The following is a 15,808-nucleotide window of genomic DNA, read 5'->3' as shown; positions in this document are numbered from 1 at the left end:
CGCGTCCCCGCCGGGCATGTCCCCGCCGGGCGCGTCGCCGCCGGACATGTCCCCGGCGGGCGCGGGCGGGGGGGTGGGGGGCGCGGGGGGCTTCGGGATCACCCGGAGCGGGGTCAAGGCGGGTTGACGCCGGGTCAGCAGCGCCGCCGCGCGGGCCGCCGTCGCGTCCAGGCCGGCGCCGGCGAGGACCGAGAGGCCCGGCAGCGCGTAGAAGACGTAGCGGATGTTGTACAGCGGGTCGGCGAGGGAGACCGCGAGCAGCAGCAGCGGCGGCAGCACCAGCCACGCCGCGGCGAGCGGCAGCAGCGTGGTGCGCCCCGCGCGCCGCCGGCCGCGCCGGCACAGCGTCAGGCCGGCCGCAGCCAGCAGCGTCATCGCGGCGGCGTCCACCCGTCCGGGGCCGCCGAAGTTCTTCACCAGGCCCAGCAGATTGCCCGGGTGCGGCGGCTCGATCCAGCTCACCGCCGCGGACTCGGTGGAGCAGACGGCCCCCATCGCCCCCGCCGCCGCCAGCGCGATCCCGCACGCCAGCGCCCACCCCCGCCAGACCGCCCGGCGCCGCGTCACCACCGCCAGCCCCGCCGTCAGCGCCGGCACCAGCAGCACCGCGAACAGGTGCAGCACCGTCCCCAGGGCCAGCGCCGCGCCCGCCGCCGCCCAGCGGCGGCGCCGCTCGGGGCGCTCCAGCGCGCGGGCCAGCAGCCAGACGCCGGTCACCGCGCAGAGCGAGACCAGCGCGTACGACCGGGCCTCCTGCGCATAGCGGGTCACCATCGGCGTCACCGCGTAGAGCAGCCCGGCGGCGAGCCCGGCCCGGCGGCTGCCGGCGAGCCGGACGGCGACCGCCGCCACCCCGGCGGCGGCCAGCGCCACCGCCGCCGCGGAGACGCCGCGCAGCACCGCGAGGGCCGCCGCGGGGTGGCCCATCGCCCCGGTGGCCAGCAGCACCAGACGCATCGTCAGGTAGTAGGCCCCGTGCACCGCGTCGACCCGGCCGAGCATCCGCCACAGCTCCGGGAAGGAGCGGTGCACGGCGGCGTAGCTGTAGCCCTCGTCCATCCAGGGCCCGACCCTGGTCAGCCCCGTCGCCGCGACCGCCGCGGCGAGCGCCGCCGGCGCCCACAGCTCGACTCGGCGTGCGACACCCCTCGCACGCCCCCCACCAGCGCGGGCGGACGGCTTCGCCGTCGTACGCCCCTCCGCCACCACCGCAGTGCCGTTCACAACCCGAATCAACGCGCCTGACCCGCCCCGAGTTGTCCTGTGCGCCCGAGCTCACCCCGAATTCACCCCCGCTTCGCCGTCCCGCCGGCACAACCCACGCGCCGTTCACTCGTTCACCCGTTGCGGGCACAGCCGGTACAAAGCGCCCGGCGTTCCTCCCCGCCTTCCGTCCGAAATGCTAGAAACATCACCGATGCCACGATTCAGCGTTGTGATCCCCGTGTTCGAGGTGCAGGGCTACATCCGGCCCTGCCTGGAGTCCGTGCTGGGACAGCGGTACCCGTCCGCCGACCGGCTCCAGGTGATCGCCGTCGACGACCGCTCCCCCGACGGCTCCGGCGCGATCCTCGACGAGGTCGCCGCCCGGGATCCCCGCCTGACGGTCCTTCATCTCGGGGAGAACGTCGGCCTGGGCCGGGCCCGCAACGCGGGCCTGGAGCAGGCCCACGGCGACTACGTCCTCTTCCTGGACAGCGACGACCTGCTGGCCCCCGGCGCGCTCGCGGCCCTCGAGGCGCGGCTGGCGGAGACCGACGCCCCGGACATCGTCATCTTCGACTACCTGCGCCTGCACTGGGACGGCCGCCGGACGCCCAACCGCCGGGCCGACGTGCTGTCCGGCGCCCCGTCCGGCGCCTTCCGCCCCGCCGACCACCCGGAGCTGCTCGAACTGCTCCCCGTCGCCTGGAACAAGGCCTACCGGCGGGACTTCCTCACCGAGCACGGCTTCCGGTTCCCGTCCGGGTACTACGAGGACGCGCCGTGGACGTACCCGATCCTGATGGCCGCCGAGCGGGCCGCCGTGCTGAACCGCGTGTGCGTCCTGTACCGGCAGCGCCGGCAGGGCGGCAACATCCTGCGCACCGTCAGCCACCGCCACTTCGACGTCTTCGACCAGTACGAGCGGATCTTCGACTTCCTCGACGGCATGCCCGACCAGGAGGCGGCCCGCTCCTGGCGTGCGCTGCTGTTCCCCCGGATGGCCAGCCACTACACCACCATCCTCGACCACCCCTCGCGGCTTCCGGACGCCGCCCGGCCGGACTTCTTCCGGCGGGCGGCCGCCGACTACCGCGCCCGGCTCCCCGAGGGCCCGCGGACCGCCCGGGCGGTGGGCCGCAAGGAGGCGCTGCTGGCCCGCGGCGGGACGCTGGGCTGGCGGGGCTACTCCGCGCTGCGCCGGGCCGCCCGGGCGAAGGCGGCCGCGCTGCGGCGGGGGCGGCGCACCGCGGCGCGCGCGGCCCGCGCGCTGCTGCGGGCGTACTACCGCGTCCAGCGCCTGATGCCCCTGGACCCCGGGCTGGTGCTCTTCTCCTCCTACTGGGACCGCGCCCCGTCGTGCAGCCCGGCCGCGCTCGACGCCGAACTGGCGCTGCTCGCGCCGGAGTTCCGCCGGCTGTGGGTGGTGCACCCGAGCCACGCCAAGAACGTGCCGGCCGGCACCCGGACCGTCGCGCCGGGCTCCCGCGCCTACTGGCGGGCGATGGCCCGCGCCGCCTTCGTCATCAGCAACGTCAACCTGGCGAACCGCGTGGTCAAGCGGCCGGGCCAGGTGCACGTCCAGACCCATCACGGGACGCCGCTGAAGGTGATGGGCATCGACCAGCTGGACTACCCGTCGAGCCGTCAGCCGGGCGACCCCGCGCAGCTGATGGCACGCTGCGACCGCTGGGACTGGTCGATCTCCTCCAACCCGCACTCCACCGAGGTGTGGGCGCGGGTCTACCCGGGGCGGTTCCGGACGCTGGAGTCGGGCTATCCGCGCAACGACGTCTTCTACCGCTCCGGCGCCGAGGACGTGCTGCGCGCACGCCGGCGGATCGGCGTCCCGGACGGCGCGCTGGCGGTGCTCTACGCCCCCACGCACCGCGACTGGGAGCGCGGCTACCGGCCCCACCTCGACCTGGACCGGTTCCTCGCGGCCACCCCCGAGAACGTCGTCGTGCTGGTGCGCGCCCACTACTTCCACGACGCGGAGGGCGCCGGGTCGCTCCCCGCGTCGCCCCGGGTGTACGACGTCTCGCGGCACCCGTCGGTCGAGCAGCTCTGCCTGGCGGCCGACTGCCTCGCCACCGACTACTCGTCGCTGATGTTCGACTACGCCAACCTCGACCGGCCGATCGTCTGCCTGCTGGACGACTGGGAGACCTACCGCACCGTCCGCGGCACCTACTTCTCGCTGCCCGACGAGCCGCCCGGCCACGTCGCCCGCGGCACCGACGAGCTGGCCGCGCTCTTCGCCGCCGGCCGCTGGGACGACGCCGAGTCCGCGGTGCTGCGCGCCGCCTTCCGCCGCCGCTTCTGCGCCTTCGACGACGGGCGGGCGGCGGAACGCGTGATCCGCGCCGTCCTGTTGAACGAGCCGGACCCGGATCCCATCGTTCCGCTCGATCTCCGCCGCCCGGCGCCCGCTCCCCGCGAGGCCCTGGCCGGGCGCCGGCCGGAGGGCTCGGTGCCCCATCCGGCGTCCGGCACCCGGGCGGCGACCCGCTGAGCCCCGCTCAGCCGGCCCTCGGCCGCGCCGCCTTCGGCCGCGCCGCCGCGAGCGGTGCCACCAGGATGCCGAGGAAGAGCGGCACGACCATGTAGCGGGCGAGCTGCCCCGGGTTGGCGGCCAGCACGGTCAGCTGGGCGGCGGCGATCGGCGCGGCGAGGGCGAGCGCGGTCCAGGAGCGGCGCCGGCGCGCATAGCCGGCGACCGCGGCGTAGCCGAGGTAGCACCAGGTCGCGCCGCGCCAGACGACGATCTGGCTGGGCAGCCCGGTGGTGGACCGGTAGAAGGAGTCGGCGAGGCGGCGCGCGGTGGCCGACGGGGGGCGGGGCATCAGCACCGTGCGGGCCCGCGGCAGCCGGCCCTGCCAGTTCCAGTCGGCCATGGTGAACAGGTTCTGCTTCACATGCGGCAGGGAGATCTGCGTCTGCCCGTTGTACCGGGCGGGGCCCGGCAGGAGTCCCCAGCCGATCTGGGAGCGGCACAACCGCACCCGCACCACCTCGACGGGGTCCTTCCTGACCGTCCGCCACCACAGGGCTTCGAGCCGTGCGTTGTTCGCCGCCGCCGCATCGTCGTCGAACGGATCCGCCATCGTCCGGTCCAGGTCCCAGCAGTCGGACCCGCGCCCGGACCAGTGCGAGAGGGGCGCGACCCGGGCCATCAACCGCCGGTCGGCGGCGGTGAAGTCGGCCGGACGGCGGCCGTAGACGTCCGCGATGTCGCCGTAGAGGAAGGACTCGCTCTGCGCGCCCTGGACCATCCGGACCCCGAGGGCGGGATAGACGACGCCGTTGAGGAGCAGCGTCAGGGCGGCGGCGGCCAGGGTGAGCAGCAGGAGCACCCGACGGATTCCGGCCAGGACGACGATCAGCACCGCGCAGGCGCCCACGGCCGGCAGCATTCCGTTGTTGCGGAACAGCATCAGCCCGGCCGTCCCGACGGCGAGCAGCCCCAGTTGGCGGCGCGTCGCCGCGTTCCGGATGCTCGGCGCCCCGCCGTCCAGGCGCACCGCGAGCAGTCGGCATGCGGCGGCGAAGGCCAGCACCCCGCAGATCGCGAACGGCACGTCCTTCCAGAGGAAGACGGTGAACGCCCCCGTGGACGGGAGCGCCGCGCACCCGGCGGCGGCCGCCAGCGACCAGCGGCCGCGCACCCCGAGGTCGCGCAGCGCGACCGCGCTGTAGGCGAGGACGGCCGCCATGGCGACCGTCTGGACGAGGACGAGCGCGGCCAGTCCGCCGGTCAGGTGCAGGCAGGCCCACACCAGGGCCAGGTAGAGCACCGAATGGCCGCTGTTCCAGTTGCCGGTGGTGACCTGCCAGACGTAGTTGACGGAGTCGAAGCTGCGGAGACCGGGAAAGAAGGCCACCAGCCATGCCAGCAGCAGCAGCTGGGTGACCGCGTAGACCGCCACCGGCAGGCGGTGCGGCGGTCGGACCCGCTTCAGCAGGTGGTTCGCGGTGCGTTGGGCCTCGACGCGCGGGAGCGGCACGGTCCGGCGCCGGACGAATGTCGGGATCATGACGGGGGTCGTTCTCCGTTCTGCTCGGACCTCGTCGATGTCGGCGGACCGTCACCCCACGCCTGGCACCGTCCCCGCGTAGACGAACTCGTTGTAGCGGAAGACCCGTCCGGTGCGGCGCGGCAGCGGGAAGGAGTAGTTGTGCAGCTCCTCCAGGCCGGCCCGGGACGCGATGGCGCGCAGCGCGTCCGCGTCGACGAACCGGATGTGGGTGGGGTCGCTGGCGAAGCCGGCCTCCTGAGGGGTGATCAGCACCACCAGGCCGCCGGGGCGCACCATCGGGAGGTAGCTCGCGAGCAGCGCGGTGCCGTCCGTCTCCGTCAGGTGCTCCAGGACGTGCGCGCAGAGCAGGGCGTCGAACCTGCCGACGCCGCCGCGGCCGATCAGCTCGTCCGCGGTGAACGCGACGAGGCCGCGGGCGCGGGCGGCCGCCACCGAGGACGGGTTGTGGTCGACGCCGACGCTGCCCGCGCCGCACACCGCGAGGTTGCGGCCGATGCCGCAGCCGATGTCCAGCACGCGGATCCCGCCGAGGCCGAGGCTGCGCAGGTTCCAGTGGTAGGGGGCCTGCGTCGGCAGCAGCCGCTTGAGGCCGGATCGCTCGCTCGTGATCAGGCGCTGGGTGTAGGCGGCCTCAGCCGTCGACAAGGTGTCCGGTTCGCTCATGCTCATCCCTCTCTTCGGTGATCAGGGCCGCGCGGCGGCGCGCCGTGCGCACCGCGGCGACCGCCAGCACGACCGCGACCGACCAGGCCCCGGCCAGGTAGGAGGCGCCGACGACGGTGACCGGCGGGAGGCCGGCGGGCAGCGCCCAGCCGGCCAGCAGGACAGCGGCACCCACCGCCCACGCGGCGCCCTGGGCGCGCTGCCCGGCCATCGCCAGCAGGCCGTTGGCCAGGACGAACGCCGTCAGATAGGCCGCGCTGCCCAGCCCGAGGAGCAGCAGGTCGACCCGGCCGGGGGCGGCCGTCGCGGCGAACAGCACGCGCAGCGCCCACGGCCCGGCCGCGGCGACCGCGCCGGCCGCGACCAGCCCGACCGCGCCCACCGCCGCCACCGCCGCGCCCAGCCGGCGCAGCAGGCCGCGGGTGTCGCCGCGCGCCCATCGGTCCGTCAGGGCGGCGAGCAGGCCGGCCTGGACGGAGGTGACGAGGAACTGCGGCGCGCGCACCAGCACCAGGGCGCCCATCAGCGCCGCCGTCAGGGCGGCCGCGCCCGGGGCGAGCAGCCGGATGCCGATCACCGGGGCGTTGGCCAGCGCCTGGGAGAGCAGGGACGAGACCAGCAGCGGCAGGAAGCCGCGGCGCAGCTCGTCCGCCCCCGCCGGGTCTGCCACCACCGCCGGACCGGCCGCCACCGCCCGGTCCGCGGCGTCGCCGCGCAGCGCCCCCGCCGCCCGCAGCGCGGCGGGGACGCAGGAGAGCACCGGCGCCGCCACCAGCACCGCGCCGAAGGCCGCCGCGTCCCGGCAGCCGGCCGTCCACAGCGCGGCGGGCAGCGCCACCCGCAGCAGCCCGTCCCCGGCCAACTGGGCCGCGTACCAGGGGAACAGGCCCAGCCCGGCGAGCACCCCGCGCACCGTGTGCGCCACCGCCAGGCCGGCCAGCGCGCCGGCGAGGACGGCCGCCATCCGCAGCCGCCCGTCGAGCAGCGGCAGCGCGAGCGGGGCGAGGCACACCGCCGCCAGCGCCAGGCACGCGGCCGTGCGGATGCCGCGCCGCACCACTGGACGCACCCCGCGCCCGCCCGCGCGGCGCGCGGTCAGCGCCCGGGTCAGCTCCTGCTCGACCGGGAAGAACAGCCCGATGCCGACCGAGAAGACCAGCGCCCACACCGTGGAGAGCCGGGCCAGGCCGCCCGGGGCCAACGCCCGCCCGGCGAGGGCCAGATGGACGTAGCAGCCGCCGGCCAGCAGCGCCGTCCCGGCCCCGACGGCCGACCCCGCCCGCCTCACGGCCGCGCCGCCCCCGCCCCGCACGCATGCCGCACCAGCCGCGCCGCGCCGGACCACCGGCCGCGCGCCATCGCGCCCGGAAGCAGCGTCAGCGCATGCACCCGGGAGGAGAGATGGCGCCGCGACGCGGCGGCCGCCTCCGGCCAGCCGTGCCGCTCCAGCCGCTCCGCCGCCTCCGCGAAGAACGCCCGCGCCTCCGCGAACCGCTCCCCGCCGACCGCCGCGGACGCGGACTCGCTGCCGCCGTGCCGCCGGTAGCGGAACACCACCTCGGGCGCCACCACCAGCGACTCCCCGTCCAGCAGCAGGTCCAGCACCAGCGCCAGGTCCTGAATGACCCTCAGCTCGGGGCGGAAGCCGAAGCGCCGCACCGCCGCCGTCCGCCAGCACAGCGACGGGAAGTACAGCCAGTTGCCGCGCAGCAGCGAGCGCGCCGCCCGCTCCCCCTGAAGCATCAGCCGCTCCCCGGCCGGGGGCAGCCGCGGCGCGTAGACGAGCCGCTTCGCGCGGTCCACCAGCGGCAGCACGACCTGCCCGGCGGCGTCCACCACCTCCACGCCCGGCTGCACGATGCCCGCGTCCGGTGAGGACGCCAGCGCCCCGCGCACCGCCGCCAGATAGCCCGGCAGCATCAGGTCGTCGCAGCCCATGAAGACCGCGTACGGCGCCTCCGCCAGCTCCGCGCAGCGGTTGAAGTTGCCGGTGACGCCCAGGTTGACGGGGTTGCGCAGATAGCGGACCCGGTCGTCGCGCAGGTCCGCGAACCAGTCGGGCACCTCCGGCTCGGTGCCGTCGTCGACGACGGTGAGCCGCCAGTCCGAGCCGTCCTGCGCGAGGACGCTGCGCACCGCCTTCCGCATCAGCGCCGGATCGCCGTAGTAGGGCATCAGGATGTCGAAGCGCAGCATGTGGTGGCGCGAGGAGACCGCGATGGACGTCATCGTGCCCCGGCCTCCACCCGATCCGCCTCGGACGCGGCATCGGACGCGGCCTGCGCGGGCAGCGGCCCCGGCGGCGGCGCCGGCAGCCGGCGCGTCACGGCCAGCGCCAGCACCAGCCCGGCGCGCGCCAGATAGACCGCGGCCTTCACCGGCGAGGTGCTCGGCACCCCGGTGGCGCGCGGCCGCATCGCCACCGGCACCTGCCGCACCCGGTAGCCGCGGCGCACCACGCCGACCAGGCTCTCCACTGTGTCGCCGAGGTACTCCACCGGGTAGAAGGCGGCGAAGTGCGCCATCACCGCGCGGTTGCAGGCGCGGAAGCCGGAGGTGGTGTCGCTCAGCCGCACCCCGGCGAGCCGGGAGACCACCGCGGACAGCAGCCGCATCGCCCAGCGCCGCGGACCGCGCGCCCGGTAGCTGCCGGCGCCGGCGAACCGCGCGCCGATCACCAGGTCGGCGGCGTCCGGGCCGGCCAACCCGTCGAGCAGGACGGCCAGCTGGGCGGGGTCGTGCTGGCCGTCGGCGTCCACCTGGACGGCCGCGTCGTAGCCGTGCGCCAGCGCGTAGCGGTAGCCGAGCCGCATCGCCCCGCCGACGCCGAGGTTGTACGGCAGCACCGCGACCCGCACCCCGGAGGCGCGGGCCACCTCGGCGGTGCGGTCGGCGGAGCCGTCGTCCACCACCAGGACGTCGACGTCCGGGCGCACCTCGCGCAGCTCCCGCAGCACCGCGGCGAGCCCGCGCGCCTCGTTCCAGGCGGGCATCACCACCAGCACCCTCACCGCGCGGCCTCCTGCCGGGCGGCCCGTCGCTCGGCCGCCTCCCCGACGGCTACCCGCAGCAGCGCCACCTCCTCGGCGAGCGTCCGCGTCTTCTCCTCCAACCGGCTCGCCTCCCAGCTGAGATGGAGGCAGACCAGCAGCAGCAGCACGAACCCGCCGAACAGCACCAGGCTGACCCCGGACGCCACCCCGACCAGGCCGGCCACCCGGTCCAGCGCCCGTGGACAGAACCCCAGCGGCACGACCACCGCCCCGATCGCCATCCACAGCACCGCGTACTTCTCGCGAAGGCGGTGGCGGCGGAGCAGCTCGACGATGACGGTGAGCAGAACAATGCCGATGGAGGAAGTCAGGATGGAGAGGCTCACACACTGTTTAATCCCTTGCCTCGCGGACTCGTTGCCCCCTCGCCGATAAGATCCCCCTATTGAGCTAGCGCGGGACTGCGCAAACAGCGGAGTCGGTCACGTGCGCCTCGAATCTGCGGAGCGATTCCGACATCCATGCGACTCACGCACGCCCGATCCTCCGCGAGAAAGGATGAATGGCTCATATGACCAGGTCTATTGGCGGGTTCCCACCGAAATCGCTCAGGAGAATTCTGGTCGGCCGACGACCCCATCTCCGGGCCTGGCTGCTGGGCGCCTGCAGTCTCGCGCTGGTCGCCGCGGCGGCCGCCGGCCGGCCCGTCTGGTTCGCCGCCGCCGGAGCCGCGGCGCATGCCGTCGACCCCCAGACGGGGCTCCCGCAGCTGCGCAGCACCGCGCTGACGGCCCGGCTCAGGAAGCTCCAGATCGGACTCAACGTCCGCATCCTGGTCCGCGACATCGTCCTGCTCGTCGCACTCGCCCAGGTCGCCGGCGCAGGACCGGCGGCAGTCGTCGCGGGGGTCTGCCTCCTCGGCCACCAGGCGATGGCGGCCCATCAGAAGAAGCTCGCGGCGGACATCAGGCGCCTGCGGAACGTCCCCGTGGCCACCCGCAACATCGACCTCGGGGATCTGGCCATCGTCGATGCGCCGAGCGGAGGCTGGGAAGGGCGCGCCTTCCGAAACACCTCGCGGTCCGAATGGGCCCTCTGGGTCGGCGCATTGATTGCGGCGGCCGGCGGGTCCATGGTTCCGGCGATCCTCGGATCGGCGGTCACCTGGTGCTGGTGCCTGGTGATTGTGCTGCGCCTCCGCGCCGTTCGGAACCACCATCGGAGCATGCCGAGTGCGGTGCGCGTCGATGCTTTCGTCGATCGGTGGATCGAGAACTTCCGACCCACCGGAATCCTCTACTTCAGCGGCACCCGCGGCTCGGAATATCAAGTGAACATGTGGCTGGAGGAGTTCGAGCGCGCACCCGGCCGAACCCTCGTCGTGACCCGCGAACGCGCCCATCTGCCGCATCTCGCTCCGACCTCGCTGCCGATTCTCTGCGTGCCGGACGCCAACCGATTGATGGGCCTGGACCTGTCGTCCGTTCGCCTGGTCGGATATGTCGCCAACGTGGGTTCGAACATTCATATGCTGCGCATGCCGGGCGCCGCCCATGTGTTTCTCGGTCACGGCGACAGCGACAAGGTCGCCTCCGTCAACCCCTACTGCCGGGTCTACGACGAAGTGTGGACGGCCGGCCCGGCGGGCCGGGAGCGCTTCGCCGAAGCCGGCGTCCGGCTGCGCACCGAGGCCCTGGTCGAGGTCGGCCGTCCGCAGCTGGAGCGTGCCTTCGCGTCGTCGTCGCCGCCGACCCGGGACCCGATGGAGGCGGCTCTCACCGTGCTCTACGCGCCGACCTGGGAGGGCTGGGTGTCCGACCCCGGTTCCACCTCGCTCATGAGCACCGGGGCGCAGCTCGTCAACGCGCTGGTCCAGCACTCCCGTTCGGTGCGCGTGCTGTACCGGCCGCACCCGTACACCGGCATCGCCGACCCGCGGGCGTGCCGCGCCGACCAGGCCGTCCGCGGTCTCCTTCGGCGGCACGGCGCCGTCGACGGGACGAGCACCCCGCACACCGGCGCGTCACCGCGGTGGCCCGGCAGGCCGGAAGCCGACGATGCGGAGCTCTCCCGGGACGGCATGCTCACCGCGACCGACGTCCAGGAGCTCCGCGACGGCGCCCGACGGGCCGACGAGGAGTACTGGTCCGCCGCCGGCCCCCGGGCGCACCACGCGGTCGGACCGGGCGGTCCGTCGCTCTACTCGTGCTTCGACCGGTGCGACGTCCTGATCACCGACGTCTCGAGCGTCGCGTCCGACTTCCTGGCCACCGGAAAGCCGTTCGCGCTCGTCAACGGGCGCGGTCTCACGGCCGAGGAGTTCCGCTCGCGCTTTCCCGTCGCCAACGGCGCCTACCTGCTCGAACCCGACCTCCGGAGCCTCGGCGCAGTCCTCGGCGCCGCCGCGGAGCGGGCCCACGACACTCTCGGGCCCACCCGCGGACAGGTGCGGGAGCATGTTCTGGGCCGATCGGGCCCTGAGCCCGGCGGACGGTTCCGGGCCGCCGTGCGGCGGATCCTGACCGCCGATCAGAGCGTGGGGATTCCGCGCCCCGCACTCGTGGCGGACACCCCGGCGGAGAGCGAACCCGTCTGAGCGGGTGCCCGCACGCGGCGGGCGGGCCGGCGCCCTCAGCCCTTGCGGAGCCAGCCCGCCGCCTCGACCGCGTAGTACGTGAGGATCGCGTCGGCGCCGGCGCGGGCGATGCCCGTGAGGGTCTCGAGCGCCGCGGCACGGCGATCGATCCAGCCGTTCGCCGCGGCGGCCTCGATCATCGCGTACTCGCCGGAGACCTGGTACGCCGCCACCGGCACCTCGGACGCGTCGGCGACCCGGCGCAGGATGTCCAGGTAGGCCATGGCCGGCTTCACCATCACCATGTCCGCGCCCTCGGCGACGTCCAGGCGCAGCTCGCGCAGCGCCTCGCGGGCGTTGGCCGGGTCCTGCTGGTAGGTCTTGCGGTCGCCCTTCAGCTCGGAGTCGACGGCCTCGCGGAACGGGCCGAAGAACGCCGAGGAGTACTTGGCGGTGTAGGCGAGGATGCCGATGTCGGCGAAGCCCTCGTCGTCCAGCGCGGCGCGGATCGCCGCGACCTGGCCGTCCATCATGCCGCTCGGCGCCACCATGTCGACGCCGGCGCGGGCCTGCGCCACCGCCATCTCCTGGTAGCGCAGCAGCGTCGCGTCGTTGTCGACGGAGCCGTCCGCGCGCAGCACGCCGCAGTGCCCGTGGTCGGTGAACTCGTCGAGGCACAGGTCGGCCTGGACCACCAGCGCCTCGCCGACCTCCGCCTTCACATCGGCGATGGCCCGCTGCAGGATGCCGTCCGGGTCGGTGCCGGCCGAGCCGACCGCGTCCCGCTCCGCCGGGATTCCGAAGAGGTTGACGCCGCCGATCCCGGCCGCCGCCGCCTCCGCGGCGGCCTTCCGCAGCGAGTCGCGGGTGTGCTGGAGCACGCCCGGCATCGACGACAGCGGCACCGGCTCGCGCAGCACCTCCTTGACGAACATCGGCAGGATCAGCTGCGCGGGCGCCACCCGCGTCTCGGCGACCATCCGCCGCGTCGCGGCGTTGCGGCGCAGCCGGCGCGGCCGCACCAGCGGGAAGTTCTCCGGGTCGGACATGCGGTACGGGCCCCTTCCTGGATCCCTCGACGCCCGGTTTCCGGATCTTCTGGATCCCGGGCGTCCTGGCTTGCTACAGCACGCTCTTGCGGCGCCGGCCGGCGCGCTTCTCCGACGGGCGCAGCACCCGCTCGCCCGCCTCCAGCGCGGCGTCCCGGCGCGCGGCGCCGTACTCGGCGAGCGCCTCCGCCAGCGCGGCGACGGTCGGCTCGGGCGACAGCACGTCGACCCGGAGGCCGTGCTCCTCCGCGGTCTTGGCGGTCGCCGGGCCGATGCAGGCGATGACCGTGACGCTGTGCGGCTTGCCGGCGATGCCGACCAGGTTGCGCACCGTCGAGGACGAGGTGAACAGCACCGCGTCGAAGCCGCCGCCCTTGATCGCCTCGCGGGTCTCGGCCGGCGGCGGCGAGGCGCGCACCGTCCGGTAGGCCGTCACGTCGTCGACCTCCCAGCCGAGATCGACGAGACCGGCCACCAGCGTCTCGGTGGCGATGTCGGCACGCGGCAGGAAGACGCGGTCGATCGGGTCGAAGACCGGGTCGTAGGGCGGCCACTCCTCCAGCAGGCCGGCCGCGGACTGCTCGCCGCTGGGCACCAGGTCCGGCTTGACGCCGAACTCCACCAGCGCCCGCGCGGTGGACTCGCCCACCGCCGCGACCTTGATCCCGGCGAAGGCGCGGGCGTCCAGGCCGTAGTCCTCGAACTTCTCGCGGACCGCCTTCACCGCGTTCTGCGAGGTGAACGCCACCCACTCGTAGCGGCCCGTCACCAGGCCCTTGATGGCGCGCTCCATCTGCTGCGGGGTGCGCGGCGGCTCCACGGCGATGGTCGGCACCTCGGCCGGCACCGCGCCGTAGGAGCGCAGCTGGTCGGAGAGGAAGGGGGCCTGCTCCTTGGTGCGGGGCACCAGAACGTTCCAGCCGAAGAGCGGCTTGGTCTCGAACCACGAGAGGTCGTCGCGCTGCCGGACCGCGTCGCCCACCACGGCTATGGCCTGCGGGCTGACGTGGTCGGCGGCCTGGGCCGCGGTCGGCAGCATCTTGGCGGCCTTCAGCTCCGGCTGGACCGTGCCGAGGGTGACCTGCCAGGTGCGCTGCCGGGTGGTGGTGCCGTGGATGGTGACGGCGACCGGGGTGTCGGGGGCGCGCCCGCCGACCACCAGGTCCGCGGCGACCCGCGGCATCTCCGCCAGCGGGGCGGCGATCACCAGGGTGGCGGCGGAGGCGGCCAGTTCGGCCCAGTCCTCGTCGCCGAGCTGGGCGGCGTCCGCGAACCGCACGCCCGCCCCGGCGCCGGAGCCGCGCAGCGGCATCCCGGCGTAGGAGGGCACCGCGGCGGCGCGGGCGATGCCCGGGACCACCTCGAAGGGGACGCCGGCGCGGGCGCAGTCGAGCATCTCCGCGGCGATCGCGCCGTCCAGGCCGGGATCGCCGGCGACGCAGCGGACGACCCGCCGTCCGGCGCGCGCGGCCTCCATGGCAAGCTTGAGGCCGTCGCCGGAGCTTTCGGCGAGGGGGAGTTCGGTGCGCTCGGTGTGCCGGGGGCAGTGCTCGTCGGCGACGGTGAGCGTGCCCGGGTCGGCGATGACGACGTCCGCGGCGGCGAGGGCGCTCGCTCCGCGCAGCGTCAGCAGGCCGGGGTCGCCCGGTCCGGCGCCGAGGAAGGTGACGCGCCCCTCGCTGCGGGAGCCGGGCGCACAGTGCGCGGCGTCCTCTTCGGAGTGCGCGATGGGGTCGGTTGCGGTTGCCATAGTGCCTGCCGTGGTGCCGGCCGCCTCCGCGGTGCGCGAAACGCTGCTGCGCTGCTGCTCGGGCGGCTTCGTCTGCTGGGTCGTGCTCGTAGTGACGGGGCTCAAAGAACTCGCTCCCCCATGAGGCCGGCCGCGCCGCGGGCGAGCAGTTCGGCCGCGAGTGAGCGGCCGAGGGCTGCGGCATCCGCGGTGGAGCCGGTGGCGGACAACTGCACCTGGGAACCGCCGTCGACCGTGCCGACGACCGCACGCAGGCGCAGTTCGCTGACATTACCGCGCGCTGGCGAATCGTTCGAATCGTCTGAAACCGCGTCAGGTGCGGTGTCCTCCGCGGAGGACGGGGCGGGCACCGCGAGGGCGCCGACCGGGGCGGAGCAGCCGGCCTCCAGGGCGGCGAGCAGCGCGCGCTCGGCGGTGACCGCGGCGCGGGTCGCCGGGTCGTCCAACTCGCCGAGGCGGGCGCGGAGTTCGCCGTTTCCGGCGGCGCACTCCAGCGCGAGGGCGCCCTGGCCGGGCGCGGGGAGCAGCAGGTCCGGGTCGAGCAATTCAGTCGCCTCCGTATGCCGGCCGATCCGGCGCAGGCCGGCCGTCGCAAGGATGACGCCGTCGAGCTCCCCGGATGTGACAAATCCGATGCGCGTGTCAACGTTGCCGCGGATCGGGACCAGCTCCAGCGGGGCGCCGCGGTCGCGGGCCCAGGCGGCCAACTGCGCCATCCGGCGGGGCGATCCGGTGCCGACGCGGGCCGGGCGGCCCGCGGCGCGGCACTCCTCGACGAGGGCGGCGAGGCCGAGCCCGTCCCGTGCCACCAGGGCGTCCCGCGGGTCCTCCCGCGGCGGCACGGCGGCCAGCGCGAGACCCTCCGGGGGCGCGGTGGGCAGGTCCTTCAGGGAGTGCACGGCCAGGTCGATCTTGCCGTCCAGCAGCGCCTCGCGGAGCGCGTTGACGAAGACGCCGGTGCCGCCGATCTGGGCGAGCGCCTCGCGGGAGGTGTCGCCGTAGGTGGTGATCTCGACGAGCTCGACCGCACGCCCGGTGCGGCGGGTGATCTCGTCGGCGATCAGCTGCGATTGGGACATCGCCAGGGTGCTCCGGCGGGTGCCGAGCCTGAGCGGTACGGGAGGGGCTTGCATGGGTGTGCCAGTGCTTCCGACGGACGGGAACGGGTTCGGGATCGCGGAGCCGTCTCCCCCGACCGGCGGCCGCACCGCCGGCCCCGCCACCCCATCGGCCCCGGGTATGACCGCGGTGCCGCGCCCTTGGCCGAAGGCCGCCGCCGAAACCCGAGCCGCCGGCCCGGACCCACTCGCGGCACGGCCAAAGCCGGAGCCACTCGCGCCCCGGCCGAAGCCGGGGCCGCCGGAGACCAGGCCGGACGCCGACGGCACGCCGCCACCGGCACCAGCCGCGCCGCTCACGGCAACCGCCTGCTCTGCCCGCGGCGAAGCCACGCCCGCGCCACGGCCGAGGGCCGAGGCCGGAACACCGGAGACCGGGCCGGACGCCGACGGCACGCCGCCACCGGCACCAGCCGC

The 15,808-nt window shown here is 75.1% G+C and carries 12 protein-coding genes; 2 read left to right on the top strand and 10 right to left on the bottom strand.

The genetic code is table 11. The features are described from left to right. On the bottom strand, positions 1-1,224 hold a 1,224-nt coding region (locus BIV57_RS16895; RefSeq protein ID WP_139275703.1), incomplete at its 3' end, for a glycosyltransferase family 39 protein. A 193-nt stretch (positions 1,225-1,417) separates the two neighbouring features. Here BIV57_RS16895 and BIV57_RS16890 point away from each other — a divergent pair. Continuing rightward, the gene (locus BIV57_RS16890) at positions 1,418-3,718 is read left to right on the top strand and encodes a bifunctional glycosyltransferase/CDP-glycerol:glycerophosphate glycerophosphotransferase (RefSeq protein WP_079170404.1); all 2,301 of its coding nucleotides are present in this window, start codon (positions 1,418-1,420) and stop codon (positions 3,716-3,718) included. Positions 3,719-3,725: 7 nt separating this feature from the next. Here the strand turns inward: BIV57_RS16890 and BIV57_RS16885 are convergent, their stop codons facing one another. From BIV57_RS16885 to BIV57_RS16860, 6 genes are read right to left on the bottom strand one after another with little or no spacing between them, the layout of a single operon-like run. Next, entirely contained in the window at positions 3,726-5,240 is a 1,515-nt protein-coding gene (locus BIV57_RS16885) for a hypothetical protein (RefSeq protein ID WP_071657658.1), read from the bottom strand. A gap of 51 nt (positions 5,241-5,291) precedes the next feature. Next, a complete protein-coding gene (locus BIV57_RS16880) occupies positions 5,292-5,906 on the bottom strand; it encodes a class I SAM-dependent methyltransferase (protein ID WP_217651737.1) in 615 nt (204 codons plus the stop codon). Beyond that, entirely contained in the window at positions 5,875-7,194 is a 1,320-nt protein-coding gene (locus BIV57_RS16875) for a polysaccharide biosynthesis protein (RefSeq protein WP_139275702.1), read from the bottom strand. The genes BIV57_RS16880 and BIV57_RS16875 overlap by 32 nt, the downstream gene beginning before the upstream one ends. Next, positions 7,191-8,135 carry a glycosyltransferase family 2 protein gene (locus BIV57_RS16870; protein ID WP_245797742.1) on the bottom strand — a complete coding sequence of 315 codons (945 nt, stop codon included), beginning with the start codon at positions 8,133-8,135 and terminating at the stop codon, positions 7,191-7,193. The genes BIV57_RS16875 and BIV57_RS16870 overlap by 4 nt, the downstream gene beginning before the upstream one ends. Further along, positions 8,132-8,917 carry a glycosyltransferase family 2 protein gene (locus tag BIV57_RS16865; protein WP_245797740.1) on the bottom strand — a complete coding sequence of 262 codons (786 nt, stop codon included), beginning with the start codon at positions 8,915-8,917 and terminating at the stop codon, positions 8,132-8,134. Before BIV57_RS16865 ends, BIV57_RS16870 begins: the two co-directional genes overlap by 4 nt. Further along, positions 8,914-9,285 (bottom strand): DUF2304 domain-containing protein, encoded by a 372-nt coding sequence (locus BIV57_RS16860; protein ID WP_071657654.1) that lies wholly within the window; start codon positions 9,283-9,285, stop codon positions 8,914-8,916. Before BIV57_RS16860 ends, BIV57_RS16865 begins: the two co-directional genes overlap by 4 nt. 185 nt (positions 9,286-9,470) lie before the next feature. On the opposite strand from BIV57_RS16860, the gene BIV57_RS16855 reads away from it, so the two are divergent. Beyond that, the gene (locus tag BIV57_RS16855) at positions 9,471-11,495 is read left to right on the top strand and encodes a hypothetical protein (RefSeq protein WP_071657653.1); all 2,025 of its coding nucleotides are present in this window, start codon (positions 9,471-9,473) and stop codon (positions 11,493-11,495) included. A 35-nt stretch (positions 11,496-11,530) separates the two neighbouring features. Here the strand turns inward: BIV57_RS16855 and hemB are convergent, their stop codons facing one another. The 3 genes from hemB to hemC form a co-directional block, all read right to left on the bottom strand. Continuing rightward, positions 11,531-12,523 carry a porphobilinogen synthase gene (gene hemB / locus BIV57_RS16850; protein ID WP_071657652.1) on the bottom strand — a complete coding sequence of 331 codons (993 nt, stop codon included), beginning with the start codon at positions 12,521-12,523 and terminating at the stop codon, positions 11,531-11,533. A 73-nt stretch (positions 12,524-12,596) separates the two neighbouring features. Then, positions 12,597-14,273 (bottom strand): bifunctional uroporphyrinogen-III C-methyltransferase/uroporphyrinogen-III synthase, encoded by a 1,677-nt coding sequence (locus tag BIV57_RS16845; protein WP_071657651.1) that lies wholly within the window; start codon positions 14,271-14,273, stop codon positions 12,597-12,599. A gap of 101 nt (positions 14,274-14,374) precedes the next feature. Then, positions 14,375-15,406 carry a hydroxymethylbilane synthase gene (hemC, locus tag BIV57_RS16840; RefSeq protein WP_071657650.1) on the bottom strand — a complete coding sequence of 344 codons (1,032 nt, stop codon included), beginning with the start codon at positions 15,404-15,406 and terminating at the stop codon, positions 14,375-14,377. Positions 15,407-15,808 lie beyond the last annotated feature (402 nt).

The organism is Mangrovactinospora gilvigrisea (assembly GCF_001879105.1).
Taxonomy (GTDB): domain Bacteria; phylum Actinomycetota; class Actinomycetes; order Streptomycetales; family Streptomycetaceae; genus Mangrovactinospora; species Mangrovactinospora gilvigrisea.
Note: the sequence above shows the minus strand (reverse complement) of the source record. Positions and strands in the feature narration are given on the sequence as shown.

What these genes read in the sequence shown, in the direction of transcription:
- BIV57_RS16890 (WP_079170404.1), top strand. Translation starts at nt 1,418, where the DNA reads ATGCCACGATTCAGCGTTGTGATCCCCGTGTTCGAGGTGCAGGGCTAC.
- BIV57_RS16885 (WP_071657658.1), bottom strand. Translation starts at nt 5,240, where the DNA reads ATGATCCCGACATTCGTCCGGCGCCGGACCGTGCCGCTCCCGCGCGTC.
- BIV57_RS16880 (WP_217651737.1), bottom strand. Translation starts at nt 5,906, where the DNA reads ATGAGCGAACCGGACACCTTGTCGACGGCTGAGGCCGCCTACACCCAG.
- BIV57_RS16870 (WP_245797742.1), bottom strand. Translation starts at nt 8,135, where the DNA reads ATGACGTCCATCGCGGTCTCCTCGCGCCACCACATGCTGCGCTTCGAC.
- BIV57_RS16855 (WP_071657653.1), top strand. Translation starts at nt 9,471, where the DNA reads ATGACCAGGTCTATTGGCGGGTTCCCACCGAAATCGCTCAGGAGAATT.
- hemB (WP_071657652.1), bottom strand. Translation starts at nt 12,523, where the DNA reads ATGTCCGACCCGGAGAACTTCCCGCTGGTGCGGCCGCGCCGGCTGCGC.
- BIV57_RS16845 (WP_071657651.1), bottom strand. Translation starts at nt 14,273, where the DNA reads ATGGCAACCGCAACCGACCCCATCGCGCACTCCGAAGAGGACGCCGCG.
- hemC (WP_071657650.1), bottom strand. Translation starts at nt 15,406, where the DNA reads ATGCAAGCCCCTCCCGTACCGCTCAGGCTCGGCACCCGCCGGAGCACC.